The organism is Kitasatospora sp. CB01950 (assembly GCF_001905465.1).
Lineage (GTDB): Bacteria > Actinomycetota > Actinomycetes > Streptomycetales > Streptomycetaceae > Kitasatospora.
Genome location: NZ_LISX01000017.1, coordinates 11,863 through 27,297, shown reverse-complemented (window position 1 = coordinate 27,297; position 15,435 = coordinate 11,863). Strand labels below are relative to the sequence as shown.

General features: G+C 71.6%; 14 protein-coding genes and 3 tRNA genes. 7 read left to right on the top strand and 10 right to left on the bottom strand.

The genetic code is table 11. The features are described 5' to 3' along the window. Nucleotides 1–60 precede the first annotated feature (60 nt). Nucleotides 61–4,035, bottom strand: a complete 3,975-nt coding sequence (gene hrpA, locus AMK19_RS30185; RefSeq protein WP_073817799.1) for an ATP-dependent RNA helicase HrpA — start codon at nucleotides 4,033–4,035, stop codon at nucleotides 61–63. Between the two features lie 202 nt (nucleotides 4,036–4,237). Here hrpA and AMK19_RS30180 point away from each other — a divergent pair, with 202 nt between their 5' ends. The 4 genes from AMK19_RS30180 (at nucleotide 4,238) to AMK19_RS30165 (ending at nucleotide 6,862) form a co-directional block, all read left to right on the top strand. Continuing rightward, a complete protein-coding gene (locus AMK19_RS30180) occupies nucleotides 4,238–4,582 on the top strand; it encodes a WXG100 family type VII secretion target (RefSeq protein WP_073817796.1) in 345 nt (114 codons plus the stop codon). Between the two features lie 82 nt (nucleotides 4,583–4,664). Next, complete coding sequence (locus AMK19_RS38315) at nucleotides 4,665–5,846, top strand: hypothetical protein (protein ID WP_158071963.1); 1,182 nt, start codon at nucleotides 4,665–4,667, stop codon at nucleotides 5,844–5,846. A 169-nt stretch (nucleotides 5,847–6,015) separates the two neighbouring features. Further along, nucleotides 6,016–6,384: a VOC family protein gene (locus AMK19_RS30170; RefSeq protein ID WP_073817788.1), complete on the top strand. Its 369-nt coding sequence runs from the start codon at nucleotides 6,016–6,018 to the stop codon at nucleotides 6,382–6,384. 43 nt (nucleotides 6,385–6,427) lie between these two features. Continuing rightward, nucleotides 6,428–6,862 carry a PGPGW domain-containing protein gene (locus AMK19_RS30165; protein ID WP_073817785.1) on the top strand — a complete coding sequence of 145 codons (435 nt, stop codon included), beginning with the start codon at nucleotides 6,428–6,430 and terminating at the stop codon, nucleotides 6,860–6,862. 13 nt (nucleotides 6,863–6,875) lie between these two features. On the opposite strand, the gene AMK19_RS35580 is transcribed toward AMK19_RS30165, so the two are convergent. The 4 genes from AMK19_RS35580 to AMK19_RS30150 are packed head-to-tail and all read right to left on the bottom strand — an operon-like array spanning nucleotide 6,876 to nucleotide 9,796. Next, nucleotides 6,876–7,565 carry an oxygenase MpaB family protein gene (locus AMK19_RS35580; protein WP_143200476.1) on the bottom strand — a complete coding sequence of 230 codons (690 nt, stop codon included), beginning with the start codon at nucleotides 7,563–7,565 and terminating at the stop codon, nucleotides 6,876–6,878. Then, nucleotides 7,562–8,794: an MAB_1171c family putative transporter gene (locus AMK19_RS35575; RefSeq protein ID WP_143200475.1), complete on the bottom strand. Its 1,233-nt coding sequence runs from the start codon at nucleotides 8,792–8,794 to the stop codon at nucleotides 7,562–7,564. Before AMK19_RS35575 ends, AMK19_RS35580 begins: the two co-directional genes overlap by 4 nt. Beyond that, nucleotides 8,787–9,362: a hypothetical protein gene (locus AMK19_RS30155; protein ID WP_143200474.1), complete on the bottom strand. Its 576-nt coding sequence runs from the start codon at nucleotides 9,360–9,362 to the stop codon at nucleotides 8,787–8,789. Before AMK19_RS30155 ends, AMK19_RS35575 begins: the two co-directional genes overlap by 8 nt. Further along, nucleotides 9,359–9,796, bottom strand: a complete 438-nt coding sequence (locus tag AMK19_RS30150) for a helix-turn-helix domain-containing protein (protein WP_073818059.1) — start codon at nucleotides 9,794–9,796, stop codon at nucleotides 9,359–9,361. Before AMK19_RS30150 ends, AMK19_RS30155 begins: the two co-directional genes overlap by 4 nt. A 406-nt stretch (nucleotides 9,797–10,202) precedes the next feature. Here AMK19_RS30150 and AMK19_RS30145 point away from each other — a divergent pair, with 406 nt between their 5' ends. Further along, nucleotides 10,203–11,231 (top strand): glycosyltransferase family 2 protein, encoded by a 1,029-nt coding sequence (locus AMK19_RS30145; protein WP_073817779.1) that lies wholly within the window; start codon nucleotides 10,203–10,205, stop codon nucleotides 11,229–11,231. A gap of 17 nt (nucleotides 11,232–11,248) precedes the next feature. On the opposite strand, the gene AMK19_RS30140 is transcribed toward AMK19_RS30145, so the two are convergent. The 5 genes from AMK19_RS30140 to AMK19_RS30120 all read right to left on the bottom strand — a co-directional run bounded on the left by AMK19_RS30140 (nucleotide 11,249) and on the right by AMK19_RS30120 (nucleotide 12,396). Then, complete coding sequence (locus AMK19_RS30140) at nucleotides 11,249–11,518, bottom strand: hypothetical protein (RefSeq protein WP_073817775.1); 270 nt, start codon at nucleotides 11,516–11,518, stop codon at nucleotides 11,249–11,251. A 93-nt stretch (nucleotides 11,519–11,611) separates the two neighbouring features. Next, a tRNA-Phe gene (locus tag AMK19_RS30135) sits at nucleotides 11,612–11,685 on the bottom strand. 27 nt (nucleotides 11,686–11,712) lie between these two features. Next, a tRNA-Asp gene (locus AMK19_RS30130) sits at nucleotides 11,713–11,786 on the bottom strand. A 42-nt stretch (nucleotides 11,787–11,828) separates the two neighbouring features. Then, nucleotides 11,829–11,901: transfer RNA gene (locus AMK19_RS30125), tRNA-Glu, on the bottom strand. A gap of 144 nt (nucleotides 11,902–12,045) precedes the next feature. Continuing rightward, nucleotides 12,046–12,396: a metallopeptidase family protein gene (locus AMK19_RS30120; RefSeq protein WP_073818057.1), complete on the bottom strand. Its 351-nt coding sequence runs from the start codon at nucleotides 12,394–12,396 to the stop codon at nucleotides 12,046–12,048. Between the two features lie 173 nt (nucleotides 12,397–12,569). Here AMK19_RS30120 and AMK19_RS30115 point away from each other — a divergent pair, with 173 nt between their 5' ends. Both AMK19_RS30115 and AMK19_RS30110 read left to right on the top strand, forming a co-directional pair. Further along, nucleotides 12,570–13,094: a hypothetical protein gene (locus AMK19_RS30115; protein ID WP_143200472.1), complete on the top strand. Its 525-nt coding sequence runs from the start codon at nucleotides 12,570–12,572 to the stop codon at nucleotides 13,092–13,094. 265 nt (nucleotides 13,095–13,359) lie between these two features. Further along, nucleotides 13,360–15,435 (top strand): DEAD/DEAH box helicase (locus AMK19_RS30110; protein WP_073817768.1); only part of this gene is annotated, 2,076 nt, incomplete at its 3' end.

Genomic DNA, 15,435 nt, shown 5'->3' with positions numbered 1-15,435 from the left:
CGAACAAGACAGATCGTACTGCATGGCGACCCCCCAGGTCGAACCGGCTCCTGCCGGGCCTCAGAGGGTCGCCGCGGCAGCCTCCATCGCCTTCAGGATGCGCTTCTCGGAAACCGGCGTCGGGGTGCCCAGACCCTGCGCGAAGAAGCTCACCCGCAACTCCTCGATCATCCAGCGGACGGCCTTGATCTCCTCCGACGGCTCCCGGCCGGCCGGCACCTTCGCCAGCAGCTCGCCGTACGCCTGCTGCACCGCCTGCACCTTCAACAGGTTCTGCAGGTCGCGCTGCGGATGGTCGGGCAGCGCCTCCAGGCGGCGGTCCACCGCGATCAGGTAGCGCTTCAGGTCGCCCAGGCGCTGCCAGCCGGTGTCCGTGACGAAGCCCGGGTGCACCAGCGACGCCAGGTGCAGGCGGACGTCGTTCACCGCGGACAGCAGCACCGGGCTGGACACCGACTTCAGCCGGCTCGACGCCTTGTGGAAGGCGATCAGCGCCGACGCGGTCTTCAGGGTGGTGTCCGCCGACAGCTCGTAAAGGTCCGCCCGGACCTTGTCGTACAGCGCCGTGAACGCCTCCGACTCCCAGACCACGCCGCCCGCCCGGGCCATCAGCCGGTCGGTGGCGGCCGCCACGACGTCCTCGAACAGCGCCGGGATCGAACCGTGCGGGTTGTACGACAGCGCCAGCTTCGCCTGGTTGCCCAGGCGGCCCTGGATCGACTTGGCGGGCGAGTTGATCTGCAGCATCAGCAGCCGGCGGGTGCCCGCCCACATCGCGCGCTGCTGGGCCTCCTGGGTGTCGAACAGCTTGATGCCGACCGTCGGACCCTCGTCCACCAGCGCCGGGTAGGCGCGCAGCGAGTGGCCGCGGGTGCGCTGCTCGAACGTGCGCTGCAGGAGCGGCAGATCGGCCGGCCAGGCGGTCAGGCCGGTGCGCTCGATGCCGCGGCCGGACGCGGCATCGGACAGCGTCGCGGACAGCTTCGGGCGCAGGCTCTGGCGGAGCTCCTCCAGGTCCTTGGACTCGGCGAGCTTCCGCTTGCCGTCCACCACCCGGAAGGTGACCTTCAGGTGGTCCGGGATCCGCTCGTCGTCCCAGGACTCCGGCGGGATCGGCAGGCCCGACATCCGGTGCAGCACCCGCTCCAGGGTCGGCAGCAACGGCTCCTGCCGGTCGGTGAGTTCGCGCATCGCGGCCCGGGCGTAGTCCGGGGCGGGCACGAAGTTGCGGCGGATCGCCTTCGGCAGCGAGCGGATCCAGGCGGTGACCAACTCCTCGCGCAGGCCCGGGATCTGCCAGTCGAAGCCGTCCGCGACCACCTGGTTGAGGACCGCGAGCGGGATGTGCACCGTCACGCCGTCCGCGTCGCTGCCCGGCTCGAACTGGTACGTCAGCGGGAAGCGCAGCTTGCCCTGCTGCCAGACGTCCGGGTAGTCGGCCTCGGTGACGCCGTCCGCCGAGTCGTTGATCAGCATCGACTTCTCGAAGTTGAGCAGGTCGGGCTGGTCGCGGCGGGTCTTCTTCCACCAGGCGTCGAAGTGCCGGGCGGAGACGACGTCCTCGGGCAGGCGGGCGTCGTAGAAGTCGAACAGGGTCTGGTCGTCCACCAGGATGTCCCGGCGGCGGGCGCGGTTCTCCAGCTCCTCGACCTCGTCGAGCAGCTGGCGGTTGTCGGCGAAGAACCGGTGGTGGGTCTCCCAGTCGCCCTCCACCAGGGCGGAGCGGATGAACAGCTCGCGGCACAGCTCCGGCTCGACGCGGCCATAGTTGATCTTGCGCTGGGCGACGATCGGCAGGCCGTACAGGGTGACCTTCTCGTAGGCCAGCACCGCGCCGGCCTTCTTCTCCCAGTGCGGCTCGCTGTAGGTGCGCTTGATCAGGTGCGGGGCGAGCGGCTCCACCCACTCCGGCTCGATCTTCGCGTTGATCCGGGCCCACAGCCGGGAGGTCTCCACCAGCTCGGCCGACATCACCCAGCGCGGCGGCTTCTTGAACAGCCCCGAACCCGGGAACACCGCGAACCTGGCGCCGCGGGCGCCCGCGTACTCGCGCTTCTCCACGTCGAACAGGCCGAGGTGGGAGAGCAGGCCGGCGAGCAGCGCCTGGTGGATCCGGTCGGCGTCCGGCTCAGCGTCGTCATGCGGCTCGTCGATGGTGACGCCCAGCTGCTTGGCGATGGTGCGCAGCTGGACGTAGACGTCCTGCCACTCCCGTATCCGCAGGTAGTTGAGGAACTCGGACTTGCACATCCGGCGGAACGCGGAGGAGGACAGCTCCTTCTGCTGCTCCCTGACGTAGCGCCACATCGCCAGGTAGGAGAGGAAGTCGGAGGTCTCCGAGTGGAAGCGGCGGTGGCGCTCGTCGGCGGCCTGGCGCTTCTCCGCGGGGCGCTCGCGCGGGTCCTGGATGGACAGCGCGGAGGCGATCACCATGACGTCGCGGACGCAGCCGAGGCGGTCGGCCTCCAGCACCATGCGGGCCATCCGCGGGTCGACCGGGAGCTGGGCGAGCTTGCGGCCCAGCGGGGTCAGGCGCTTGCGGTGGTCCTTCTCGGTCGGGTCGAGGGCGCCCAGCTCGTGCAGCAGGTTGACGCCGTCCTTGATGTTGCGGGAGTCCGGCGGGTCGAGGAACGGGAAGGCGGCGATGTCGCCGAGGCCCGCCGCGGTCATCTGCAGGATGACGGAGGCGAGGTTGGTGCGGAGGATCTCCGGGTCGGTGAACTCGGGGCGGGAGAGGAAGTCCTCCTCCGAGTACAGGCGGATGCAGATGCCGTCCGAGGTACGGCCGCAGCGGCCCTTGCGCTGGTTGGCGCTGGCCTGGCTGACCGCCTCGATCGGCAGCCGCTGGACCTTGGTGCGGTGGCTGTAGCGGGAGATCCGGGCGGTGCCCGGGTCGATCACGTACTTGATGCCGGGGACGGTCAGCGAGGTCTCGGCGACGTTGGTGGCCAGCACCACGCGGCGCTGCGAGGACCGCTGGAAGACCTTGTGCTGCTCGGCGGAGGAGAGCCGGGCGTACAGCGGCAGGATCTCGGTGAACTTCAGTCTCAGCTTGGTCAGCGCGTCGGCGGTGTCGCGGATCTCGCGCTCGCCGGAGAGGAAGACCAGGATGTCGCCCGGGCCCTCGGCCTGGAGCTCCTCGACCGCGTCGCAGATGCCCTGGATCTGGTCGCGGTCGCGATCCAGCGCGGTGTCTGCATCCTCATCGGCATCACTGTCGTCGATGATCGGGCGATAACGGACCTCGACGGGATACGTCCGGCCGGAGACCTCGACGATCGGGGCGCCGTCGAAGTGCTCGGCGAAACGTTCCGGGTCGATGGTGGCCGAGGTGATGATCACCTTGAGGTCGGGGCGGCGGGGGAGCAGCTGCTTGAGGTAGCCGAGCAGGAAGTCGATGTTCAGGCTGCGCTCGTGCGCCTCGTCGATGATCAGGGTGTCGTACTGGCGCAGGTCCCGGTCGGTCTGGATCTCGGCCAGCAGGATGCCGTCCGTCATCAGCTTCACCAGGGTGTCCTGGCCGGCCTGGTCGGTGAACCGGACCTTCCAGCCGACGGCCTCGCCGAGCGGGGTGTTCAGCTCCTCGGCGACGCGCTCGGCGACCGTGCGGGCGGCGATCCGGCGGGGCTGGGTGTGACCGATCAGGCCCTGCACACCGCGGCCGAGCTCCAGGCAGATCTTCGGGATCTGGGTGGTCTTGCCGGAGCCGGTCTCGCCCGCGACGATCACCACCTGGTGGTCGCGGACGGCGGCCAGGATCTCGTCCTTCTTCTGTGCCACCGGCAGTTCCTGCGGGTAGCGGATCTCGGGAACCGCCGCCCGGCGGTCGGTCACCCGCAGTTCGGAACGGTCGAAGTCGGCGGCCAGCTCCGCCATGGCCTTCTGCCGGGCCTCGTCCGACCGGACCTTGCGGATGCCCTCAAGGCGCCGGCCCAGGCGCTGCGAGTCGCGGAGCATCAGGCCGGGTAGCCGGGCGGCCAGCTCCGCGAGCGTGGGGGCGGGCTGCGGGGCTACGGGAGAACTCACTGCGGGCATCCCTCTAGGTTGCATAGCGTCGGGGCCGGGGCGCACCTCGGTTTTTTCTTTCGAGCTCCCAGTGTCACAGGCCCGGCCGCCGGACCGCGAACACCGCCCGGAGGCCGGCCGCGGCCAATCGCCGGGACCCACCCGTTTCCCTCGAACGCGGTACTGACTAGCCTGGGGTAGAACGTTTTAACGGGGAACAGGGGGAGTTCTGATGGGCTTTCTGGACGATCTGGGAGACCTGGCCGGCGACGTCGTCAAGGTCGGCAAGGACCTCGTCATGGCGCCCGCCGAGATCGCGCACTGGGCGCTCGGCAAGATGTTCGGCGACGCCGACGCCGAGCTGAACAAGATCGCGCAGGAGCTGGCCGAGATGGCCAAGCAGGTCGAGCAGTTGGGCGGGGAAGTCAACTCGCTGCTGTCGCACATGTCCTGGCACGGCGCGGCGGCGGACGCGTTCACCGCGCACGCCCAGGGCCGGGTGCGGGAGCTGAACGGGGTCGCGGACGAGCTCAACCAGCTCGGCGACTCGGTGAAGCGCCTCGCCAACGTGCTGTGATTCCGCGGGCAGTGAACCGCGTTCGGACGGTGGAGATCGTCCCGGGGGATTCCGCGGGCGAAGAACGAGGGGGCGTCCTTCGATGACGGGGAACATGTTCGGTTTCAAGCCGGAGGAGCTGCTGAAGATCCAGCGCGACTTCGAGCAGCTCAACCAGCGCATGGCGGAGATGACCAAGCAGGTCGGGCACATCAAGGAGACCGTCGCCAAGGCGGCGGCCACCGATGTGTTCTCCGGCGGCATTCTGGGGATCGTCGGCGCGGCCTCGGTGCTGTCGGACGTCACCAAGGACGTCGCCGACATCAAGCACAAGGCCGACGCGCTGATGAAGACCAAGGAGACGCTCACCAAGGAGCTGGCCCAGGACGCGGCGAAGATCAAGAAGCTGATCGCCCGGTACGCCGAGATCGAGAAGCAGATCGAGCGCGACATCAGCAAGCCCGGCCAGGGCGGCCAGGACAAGCCGGCGTCGCCGAGCACCGGCATCGACGGCGTGCCCGGCGGCGGCTCGGGCGGCGGTTCGGGCGGCGGGGGCGGTGGTGGCGGTGGCCACGAGCAGCCGAAGTCGCCGAGCACCGGCATCGACGGCGTGCCCGGCGGCGGCAGCGGTGGTGGTGGCGGTGGTGGCGGCGGAAGCCACCCGCAGCCGAAGTCGCCCGGCACCCGCCCCGACAGCGGTGGCGGCGGCACGGGCACTCCGTCCGGCGGTCCCGGTGGGAAGCACGACGGTCCGAAGTTCAAGGACAAGTCGACCGGTGACTGGAACACCAAGATCATCAACGGCAGTGGCTGGGACTCCTGGTCCAACAAGAAGCACAAGAAGAACGGCGAAGGCCTCGGCGTGAAGGCCAGGCCCAACCTGGAAGGCCTGTCGGCGGAGCGCCGGGCCATGGTGGAACGCGCACTGGAGCGCGCCGAGCACAAGCTCGGCTACAGCCAGGGCGCCGTCACCAACGGCTACCGGGTGGACTGCTCGGGCCTGGTGTCCTGCGCCTGGGGCCTCTCCGGCCCCGGCCTGGACACCCACGGCCTGATGGCGAGCAGCGTGTCGCACCACATCGGCAAGAACGACCTGCAGCCGGGCGACGCGATGATCGCCAACGACCACACGGTGCTGTTCGGAGGCTGGGTGGACGCCGCCCACACCCGCTACATCGGCATCGAGGACAGCGGCGACGCGGGCATGGTCTCCCGGGAGATCCCCTACCCGTACTTCCACGGCGGCTCCGCGTACCAGCCGTACCGCCGCAACGGCGTGGACTGACGGACAGTCATCTCGCAGGGCCCGATCGGGAGTTGCCCGCCCCGGTCGGGCCCTGTGTCGTTGGCGGGGAAACGTCGCAGGTCAGCGGCTATTGACCTGAAGGGCGCTTGAAGTCTTACGGTCGGTGGTGCGTGAGATCGCTCCGCTCCTCGACGAGAGGCCGTGCACCATGCCCATAGAGCTCAACCACACCATCGTGGCCGCCCGTGACCGCAAGGTCACCGCCGGCTTCCTGACCGAACTGCTCGGCCTGCCCGAGGCCGAGGTCCACGAGCCTTTCCTCGCCGTGCAGTTGGGCAACCGCGTGACGCTCGACGTGATGACCGCGGCCGGGCCGATCGCCCCGCAGCACTACGCCTTCCTGGTCTCCGAGGACGAGTTCGACGCGATCCTCGGCCGGATCCGGGCGCAGGACCTGACCTACTGGGCCGACCCGTTCTCCCAGCAGGCCGGCCGGATCAACCACTGGAACGGCGGCCGCGGCGTGTACGTGAAGGACCCGGACGGGCACAGCATCGAGGCGCTCACCAGACCCTGAGCGGTCCCGCCGGTTCCTTCGGCGCCCCGGTTACGCTGGAGTGATGAGCGAATACCAGCAGCCGGAATTCGAAGCGGACCCGGGCAACGTCCACCCGGTGGCCCGGGTGGCCCTCGGGGCCGCGGGGATCGCGCTGATCTCGGTCGGCCTGGTGCTGCTGGTGCTGCCCGGGCCGGGCACGCTGCTCCTGCTGGCCGGCTTGGTGCTGCTGGCCCGGGCGATCCCGGCGCTCTCCCGGTACGTCGAGCCGGTGCGGACCAAGGCCATGGAGGGCATGGAGGCGAGCGTCGCCTCGCGCTGGCGGATCGCCGGTTCGCTGCTGGCCGGCTTCGGGCTGATCGGTGCGGGCGTCCTCGCAGCCGTGGTGCCGACCCTGCCGCTGGCGGGCTGGGCGACCGGCCTGAGCCTGATGCTGTCCGGGCTGATCCTGCTCGGCCTGCTGGTCTGGAGCCACCGCCGGGTGCACGGGCGCCGCTGACCCCGCCGGCCCGTCAGCGGGTCAGGCGGAATGCGACGGCGGCGGCTGCGCGGAGGGGCCAGGCGGGGCGGGGGGTGTTGAAGGCGGCCCGGAGGGGGGCGTCCAGGAGGGCGGTGGCGAAGGCCGGGGCGTGGCGGGCCAGGGGGCCGGGGAGGCGGGCCGCGAACAGGCCGGACACGGCCTGCCAGAGGGCCTGGCCGGCCGGGCTGGGGGCGAACCGGGCCGCCTCGAACTCCCGCATCCAGCCGGCGATCCGCGCCAGGTCCGGGCCGGGCAGCGGCGGCAGCTCCAGGGCCCGGGCCAGCGCGGCCTGGAAGGCGAACGCGGCCTCCCGCTCGGCGGCCGTCACGCCGCCGTTGCGGGCCGTGAACTCCACCGGGCAGACGGTGAAGCAGGCCAGCACGTACTGCATCAACTCGGCGTCCACGCCCGGCAGTCGGTGCATCGCGGCGAGCTCCGCGACGATCGCCCGGCCCGGCTCGCTGTCCACCCCGTGGCCGATCAGCGCGAACATCATCACGCCCGTCGCCTTCGCCCTGGCCTTCGGCGCCGAAGCCAACTTGCCGGTGCCGGACAGCACTTCGGCGATCTCCGGGACGGCGAAGGTGCGCACGAAGCCGAGCGTCAGACCGATCCGGGCCCGCTGCGGGGCACGGTGCAGCACCAGCGCGGCGAACGCGTCCCGGGGTGCCCCGGCCGTCACGACTGCTCGACCAACGCCCGCTCCAGCAGCGGGGACTGCAGGTACGAGGCGACCAGCACCAGGTGCGCCCGCTCCTCGGCCGGGTCGGCGTCCAGGCCGGGCAGCACCGGCTGCTCCTCGCGCGGACGCGGCACCGCGCCGGCGGCCAGCGCGCCCACCGCGGAGCGCAGCGCGGCGGCGACCACCAGCGCGTCCCGCTCGTCCGGGCCCAGTTCGGCCCGCTCGGCGAGCCGCTCGGCGTCGCGGACCTTCGCCGGGTCGATCCACGGACGGAGCGTCAACTGCCCGTCGCGGATCTCCAGTCCGCGCCGGGTGGTGCGCCACTCCAGGTCGCGCAGCGCGGCGCGCTCGCGCCAGGCGGGCGACGGCGGGCCCTCCAGGGCGAGTCGGCGGTCCGCCCGGTAGACCAGGTCCCACAGCGGGCGCAGGGCGCGGAAGTCGTGGCGGCGGCGGTTCCAGGCGGCGCCCGCCGGGCCCGCGAAGCCCATCGTGATGCCGACCGCGCCGAGCGTCGCGAACGCCGGGCCGAGCGCGGTGCTCAGCCACTCCACGCCCCCGACCCCGGCGTACGCCAGGGCGATCGCCGCGATCTTGCACACCACGTAGCCGCAGGCGGTGAGCGCGCCGGCCGCCAGCAGCCGGATGCCGCGACGCAGCCAGCCCGCGGGCAGCCGGGCGGCGTGGCCGAGGCAGACCCGGCCGATGTCGATCAACGCGTAGGCGTACAGGCCCTGGTAGAGCCCGAGGAACAGGGCGGTGGCGGTGCGCGGCGCGAACGTGGTGTCGAAGGTCAGCGGTGTCTCGGGCCGGTACGGGCCGCCGATCAGGAACAGCGCCACCAGCACCGGCACCAGCGCCGCGAACACCGCGGTGCGCCGACGCACCCGCTGCCGCAGCCGGCCGTCCAGCGGCGCCCACACCTGGTCGCCGGCCCGTTCCTCCGGCGGCGCCCACACCGAGGCGAGGACCACCGCGCCGGCGGAGAAGCCGACGATGCCCAGGTAGACCAGCAGGGTGGCCAGGTTGCCGACGCCGGTGAGGCGCCCGATCGCCCGGTACAGCAGCGGGGAGGCCAGCAGGAACGAGGTGGACGGCGAGGCGACCGCCAGGGCCACCACCAGCAGGCCGAAGGACGGGTCGCGCCGCCAGGCCCGGAGCTTCGTCCCGGCCACCACCCAGGCAATTCCGCCGATGCCCAAGTAAGCCAGGTTGTACGGCAGTTCAGACATGCTGTCCCTTGCGGTGCTCCAGCGCGGGAGCCAGCTGCGAGGTGGTGCCCGCGCCCGGGGCGAGCACCAGCAGGCGCATCAGCTCGGCGCCCAGCACCTCGGCCTCCTCCTCGGCCGCGTCGTCGTAGTGCGAGCGGCCGAGCACCAGGCGGAGCATCTCCGGGTCGATGGTGGAGAGTTCGACCAGCGTCGGGTCCTCGTCCGGCGACGGCGGCTCGCTCAGGTGCCCGCACAGCAGGTGCGCCAGCTCGTGGCAGACGATGTGCGCGCGGTGCAGCCCGGAGGTCTCCTGCTCGACGTGGATCACGTCCTCGGCCGACAGCCGCTCCACGAAACCGGACGGCTCACCGACCCGCATCCGGCGCGCGGTGATCCGGATCGGCCGGTCCAGGTGTGCGGAGACCGCGTGGCACAGCTCCTCCACGCCGCTCAGCGGCGGCAGGCGCAGATCGCGCGTGACCGCCCGCATCCGGCGGCGGGTCCGCCCGAGCCCGCTCCCCACACCCCGCACGTCGACCCCTTCCGGCAGCCGCCAGTGTCCCAGCGGCACCTGCTGACGCTCCGTCACGCCATTGGTCCGGCCTCGTCGGACTGGCCGGCGGGCAGGCCGACCGCCCGCCGCAACTGCTCCACAATAGTGAGTGCGGCGTCCTGCATCTCCGGCGGCAGGCCGGCCGCCCGCATCGCGATCCGCTCGACCCGGGCGTCGCGCAGCGCCTCGATCCGGCGCAGGTCGCGCTCGACCGCGCCGGCGGTCTCGGAGTCGGAGAAGTAGTCCAGCGGGACACCGAAGAACTTGGCGATCCGGACGGCGTTCTCCAGGCTCGGCTTCTGGGTGCCCTTGCGCAGGTTGCCGATGTACGTGCCGCTCAGCCCGGTGCCGTCGGCGATCTCGGAGTCCCGCCAGGGCCGGCCGAGTTCCTTGGGGTAGATCACCGCTATCAGACGCCGGAAGCGGCTGGCGAAGTCCGGTGCTTCGGCGCGGGAGGAGTCCGTGGGCATGAGCCGGATCATAGAGGGTCCGTACCCCCGGGCGTATCCCCTCGACTGCCCAGCGCTGCACGATCGTTGAGGGAGCCGTGCCGAAATCGTGGGGACAGGCCGCTCCGGGGGGCTCGTTCGTCACTCTGCAATCCACGATAGTTGACAGAGAGTGGCCCGGATCGGCAGGATCGGCACCCTGATGTTCGGGCGCCGTTGCCCCACGGGGGTGGGCAGCGGCGCTCGTCCGTACCGTGGCCGGGCTCCCGTTCGAGGCCCGACAACCGGACGTCGCCGTTCCGCTGCCGCTGCGTCACCTTCCGTTCTCGACACGGCTGTTCAGGGCCGATACGCTCCCCGCGTCCTCGCCCGGCGCCCGTCCGCCAGCACCACTCGGGCGCGCCCTGCCCGAAAGGCCGCGCAGCCGATGGCCCCCCGACTGTCCGTCGTCGTCCCGGTGTACAACGTCGAGCGCTACCTCGCCGAATGCCTGGACTCGATCGCCGCCCAGAGCTTCACCGACTTCGAATGCGTTCTGGTGGACGACGGCTCCACCGACACCAGCGCCGACATCGCCGAGCAGTACACCGTCCGCGACCCGCGCTTCCGCCTGGTCCGGCAGACCAACAAGGGCCTCGGCGCGGCCCGCAACACCGGCGTGCGGCACCTCGCGCCCGGCACCGAGTACCTGGCCTTCGTCGACAGCGACGACACGCTGCCCGCGCACGCCTACCGGCTGATGGTCAGCACCCTCGACGAGACCGGCTCCGACTTCGCCGCCGGCAACGCGCTGCGGCTGCGGACCACCGGACTCGAACCCTCGCACGTCCACCGCCGGCCGTTCGCCGAGACCCGACTGCGCACCCACATCAGCGAGTTGCCGTCGCTGGTCACCGACCGGACCGCCTGGAACAAGGTCTACCGCCGCTCCTTCTACACCGCGGCCGGCCTGGAGTACCCCGAAGGCATGCTGTACGAGGACGCCCCCGTCAGCGTCCCGCACCACTTCCTGGCGAAGAGCGTCGACGTACTGTCCGAACCCGTCTACCACTGGCGGATCCGCGAGGACGGCGACCGCTCCATCACCCAGCGCCGCACCGACCCGCGCGGCCTGGCCGACCGGGTGCGGTCCATCGAACTCGTCCGCGGCTGGCTGCTGGACCGGCCAGAACCCGTCTACCGCGAACACCTGCGGGCCTACGACCACAACACCCTGGTCGAGGAGGTCCCGATGTTCTTCTGGACCGTCCCCGACGGCGACCGCGACTACCGGCACGCCTACCACCGGCACGTCACCCGGCTGCTCAGCGCCATCGGCCCGGAGCACCTGGCCGCGCTCCCGCCGTTCCTGCGCCTCAAGTACCGCCTCACGGTGGCCGGCCGGCTGCACGCCCTCTCCACCGTCCAACGCGCCCACCTGAGCGTCCGCAACACCCGCAAGGCGCTGCGGCGCTGATCGGCGGGCGGCGCCGATCAGCGGGCGCGCCGCCGCAGCAGCGCCGCCCGGACCTTCAGCAGCCCCGGAACGAACAGGTAGACCACGGCGGGGACCACCACGGCGGTGATGACCAGCACCCGCAACGGCACCGCCAGACCGCCCAGCGCCGGGGCGAGCAGCAGCTGGGCGGCGGTGATCGACGGGTAGACGGCGAGCCAGGTGATCAGCACGCGCATGTGCGTCGAGGGAGCGTGCGGCTGCTTCGTGCCGGTCTCGGCGGGACCGGACAGGGTCGTGGTGGACAACGACGCTCCTTCGAACATGGACGGGTGACCTGCTCCGTCCGACCACACGCGAAAGCCCCCGAGCGCGATGCGCTCGGGGGCTTTCACCTACTGTGGCCAGGGCCGGGGTCGAACCGGCGACCTTCCGCTTTTCAGGCGGACGCTCGTACCAACTGAGCTACCTGGCCGTACTGCACCGTCTCTTGCGAGACGAGCGATCCCGACGGGACTTGAACCCGCGACCTCCACCTTGACAGGGTGGCGAGCTAACCAACTGCTCCACGGGACCTCATGCGGATTGCTCCGCACAGGACCTTACTACGGTACTGCGTACCCCCAACGGGATTCGAACCCGTGCTACCGCCTTGAAAGGGCGGCGTCCTGGGCCACTAGACGATGAGGGCTTGCGGCCCTTCCGGCCGGATTCTCCGGCGTTCGGGGACGTCGAGAAGCATATGGGATGCCGGGCTGGAACGCCAAAACGGTTTCCGGAGGTCGGCGCGGCGGGGTTTGCGGGGGGCTGCCCCGAGGGTGTTCCGGGGGGTGGTTCAGGACCAGCCGAGCTCGTGGAGTTCGTCGTCGTCGAAGCCGAAGTGGTGGGCCACCTCGTGGATGACGGTGATGCGGACCTCCTCGACGGCTTGCTCGCGGGAGTCGCAGTGACGGAGGGTCGGGCCCATGTAGATCAGGATCCGGTCGGGGAGGACGCCGGCGTACCACTCGCCGCGTTCGGTGAGCGGGATGCCCTCGTACAGGCCGAGCAGCTCGGGGGTGGCGGGGTCGGGTTCGTCCTCGACGAAGACCGCCACGTTGTCCATCATCGCCGCGAGCTGCGACGGAATCTGGTCAAGCGCGTCGGACACCAGCGCCTCGAACTCGTCCCTGGTCATCTCCACCAGCCCATTGTCCGAGGTTCGTTGACGCGGCGCCAGGCCATCCGCGCCGGTGCGCCCCCCGGGCGGCGTGTGCGGCTGCTGGTCGGCGGTTGCCCGTGTCCCGGTGGGGCGGACGCGCGTTGGGCACCCGAGAACGGATGGCGGCCCGGGCGGGCCGTGCGGGAGGTGGCTCGGTGATGGCGGTCGGTTCGACACGGCGGCGGGTGACGGCAGGGGCGGCGATGGCGGCGATCGCCGTGTTCGGACTGAGCGGCTGCATGTCGGTGGGGGCGACCCCGCCGGCCGGGCCCGGCGGGGTGAAGCCGACCGGTGCGGGCACGGCGACCACCCTCAAGGCCGGGGTCGGGGCGGGCGGACACCAGGGCGGCGGACGCGGTGAGCACGGCGGCGCGCTGAGCGCCGACGGGGCCTCGCCCGGCGCGGTCCCGTCGCCGGGCGGGCACGCGCCCGGGCCGACGCCGCCGGCCGTCGGCGTGCAGGGCGCTCCCGTGCCGGTGCCCGGTTCGAACGCCGGCACCCCCGCGACGCCGGCCGGCACGCCGCCCGCGCCGGGTACGCCCGCACCCACCCCGACCGGCGGCGGCAGCGCGTCCTCGCCGACCCCGCAGCCCAGCGCGGCCGAACCCTCGCACTCGTCGAAGCCCTCGCCGACCCCGAGCGGGGCGTCCGCGGAGCCCAGCGAGTTGCCGTCCGGTCACTGAGAAGTCACTGAGCGGTCGCGAGGAGTCGCCGACGAGTGGGGGAACGCCGGTCGAGCCTTGGTTCGACGGCTCCCACCAGGGGATTTGCCTCTGATCCGTAGGTTCCCCTATGGTGGTAGATCGTTCGTTTGATCCTATTTGGCTGGCGCTCCTCACACCTTTGAGCGCCCTTGGCGCGTTCCGGCGATCCGTGGCTGACCGCATAGAGGCGGTATTTCCAACAGACCCCCGGACTTTGGCGCGTGCCACTTCCGGAAGGTTTTGCATGTCTCTCGTTGACGACGCCCGCTTCGCCATGCCCGCGAACGGCTCCGACGCCGCCGACACCGATTCTCTCGACACCGACACGCTGGACGCGGAGCTCGCCGAGCTCACCGACGCCGCGGTCGACACCGACACCGACACCGACGCCGACTCCGAGGCGGACGCCGCCGCGGACGCCGAGCCGACCCTCACCTTCGGTGACCTGGGTCTGCACGACGAGGTCGTCCGGGCGCTCGCCAAGCGCGGCGTCACCACCCCGTTCCCGATCCAGGCCGCGACCATCCCGGACGCGCTGGCCGGCAAGGACGTCCTCGGCCGCGGCCGCACCGGCTCCGGCAAGACCCTGAGCTTCGGCCTGCCGCTGCTGACCCGCCTGGCGGGCGGCGAGCGCACCAAGGCCAAGCACCCGCGCGGCCTGATCCTGGTCCCGACCCGTGAGCTGGCCATGCAGGTCGCCGACGCCCTGGAGCCGTTCGGCTCGGTGCTCGGCCTGCGCCTGAAGGTGGTCTGCGGCGGTACCTCGATGTCCAACCAGATCTACGCGCTGGAGCGCGGCGTCGACGTGCTGGTCGCCACCCCCGGCCGCCTGCGCGACCTGATCAACCGCGGCTCCGCGAAGATGGACGAGGTCGAGGTCGCCGTCCTCGACGAGGCCGACCAGATGGCCGACATGGGCTTCCTGCCCGAGGTCACCGAGATCCTCGACCTGGTGCCGGCCGGCGGCCAGCGCCTGCTGTTCTCCGCCACCCTGGAGAACGAGATCGACACCCTGGTCAAGCGCTACCTGAAGAACCCGGTCACCCACGAGGTCGACCCGTCGGCCGGCGCGGTCACCACCATGACCCACCACATCCTGGTCGTGAAGCCCAAGGACAAGGCGCCGATCACCAACGCGATCGCCGCTCGTAAGGGCCGCACCATCATCTTCGTCCGCACCCAGATGGGCGCGGACCGGGTCGCCCAGCAGCTGATGGAGGCCGGTGTGAAGGCCGACGCGCTGCACGGCGGCATGACCCAGGGCGCCCGTACCCGTGTCCTCGGCGACTTCAAGGACGGCTACCTCAACGTGGTCGTCGCCACCGACGTCGCCGCCCGCGGCATCCACGTCGACGGCATCGACCTGGTGCTGAACGTCGACCCGGCCGGTGACCACAAGGACTACCTGCACCGCTCCGGCCGCACCGCGCGCGCCGGCCGCTCCGGCACCGTCGTCACCCTGGTGCTGCCGCACCAGCGTCGCGGCGTGTTCCGCCTGATGGAGGACGCGGGCGTCGACGCCTCGCGCCACATCCTCGACCACGCCTTCGACGCCGAGGTCGCCAAGATCACCGGTGCCCGCTCGCTCGTCGAGGTCCAGGCCGAGAGCGCGTCCGGCATCGCCGGCGCCGCCGAGCGCGAGGTCGCCGAGCTCACCCGTGAGCTGGAGCGTGCCCAGCGCCGCGCCACCGAGCTGCGCGAGGAGGCCGACCGCCTGGCCTCCCGTGCCGCCCGCGAGCGTGCCGAGCTCGGCATCGAGGACGAGGTCGAGACGGACGAGGCCGCCGAGGCCGGCGCCGAGACCGCCGAGCAGCCGGCCGGCGAGGCCGCGCCGGTCACCGAGGAGCGCGCCCCGTCCTACCGCGAGGCCCGCACCGAGCGCCCCGCCTACAACCGGGACCGTGACGACCGCGGCGACCGTGGTGACCGCGGCGGCGACCGTGGCGGCCGTGGTGGCTTCAACCGTGACGACCGTGGTGACCGCGGCGACCGTGGTGGCCGTTCCTTCGGCGACCGTGAGCGTGGCGGCTTCAACCGTGACGACCGCGGCGGCGACCGTGGCGGCCGTGGTGGCTTCAACCGTGACGACCGTGGTGGCCGTTCGTTCGGTGACCGTCCGCAGGGTGGCTTCAACCGCGATGACCGTGGTGGCCGTTCGTTCGGTGACCGTCCGCAGGGTGGCTTCAACCGCGATGACCGTGGTGGCCGTTCCTTCGGTGACCGTCCGCAGGGTGGCTTCAACCGCGATGACCGTGGTGGCCGTCCGTTCGCCCGCCGCGACGACCACCGCTCCGGTGGCCGTCCGCAGGGTGGCTTCAAC

Excerpts from the sequence above, each read along its gene's own strand:
- AMK19_RS38315 (WP_158071963.1), top strand. The coding sequence starts at position 4,665 with ATGACGGGGAACATGTTCGGTTTCAAGCCGGAGGAGCTGCTGAAGATC.
- AMK19_RS35575 (WP_143200475.1), bottom strand. The coding sequence starts at position 8,794 with ATGTCTGAACTGCCGTACAACCTGGCTTACTTGGGCATCGGCGGAATT.
- AMK19_RS30165 (WP_073817785.1), top strand. The coding sequence starts at position 6,428 with ATGAGCGAATACCAGCAGCCGGAATTCGAAGCGGACCCGGGCAACGTC.
- AMK19_RS30180 (WP_073817796.1), top strand. The coding sequence starts at position 4,238 with ATGGGCTTTCTGGACGATCTGGGAGACCTGGCCGGCGACGTCGTCAAG.
- AMK19_RS30170 (WP_073817788.1), top strand. The coding sequence starts at position 6,016 with ATGCCCATAGAGCTCAACCACACCATCGTGGCCGCCCGTGACCGCAAG.
- AMK19_RS30145 (WP_073817779.1), top strand. The coding sequence starts at position 10,203 with ATGGCCCCCCGACTGTCCGTCGTCGTCCCGGTGTACAACGTCGAGCGC.
- AMK19_RS30150 (WP_073818059.1), bottom strand. The coding sequence starts at position 9,796 with ATGCCCACGGACTCCTCCCGCGCCGAAGCACCGGACTTCGCCAGCCGC.
- hrpA (WP_073817799.1), bottom strand. The coding sequence starts at position 4,035 with ATGCCCGCAGTGAGTTCTCCCGTAGCCCCGCAGCCCGCCCCCACGCTC.
- AMK19_RS30115 (WP_143200472.1), top strand. The coding sequence starts at position 12,570 with ATGGCGGTCGGTTCGACACGGCGGCGGGTGACGGCAGGGGCGGCGATG.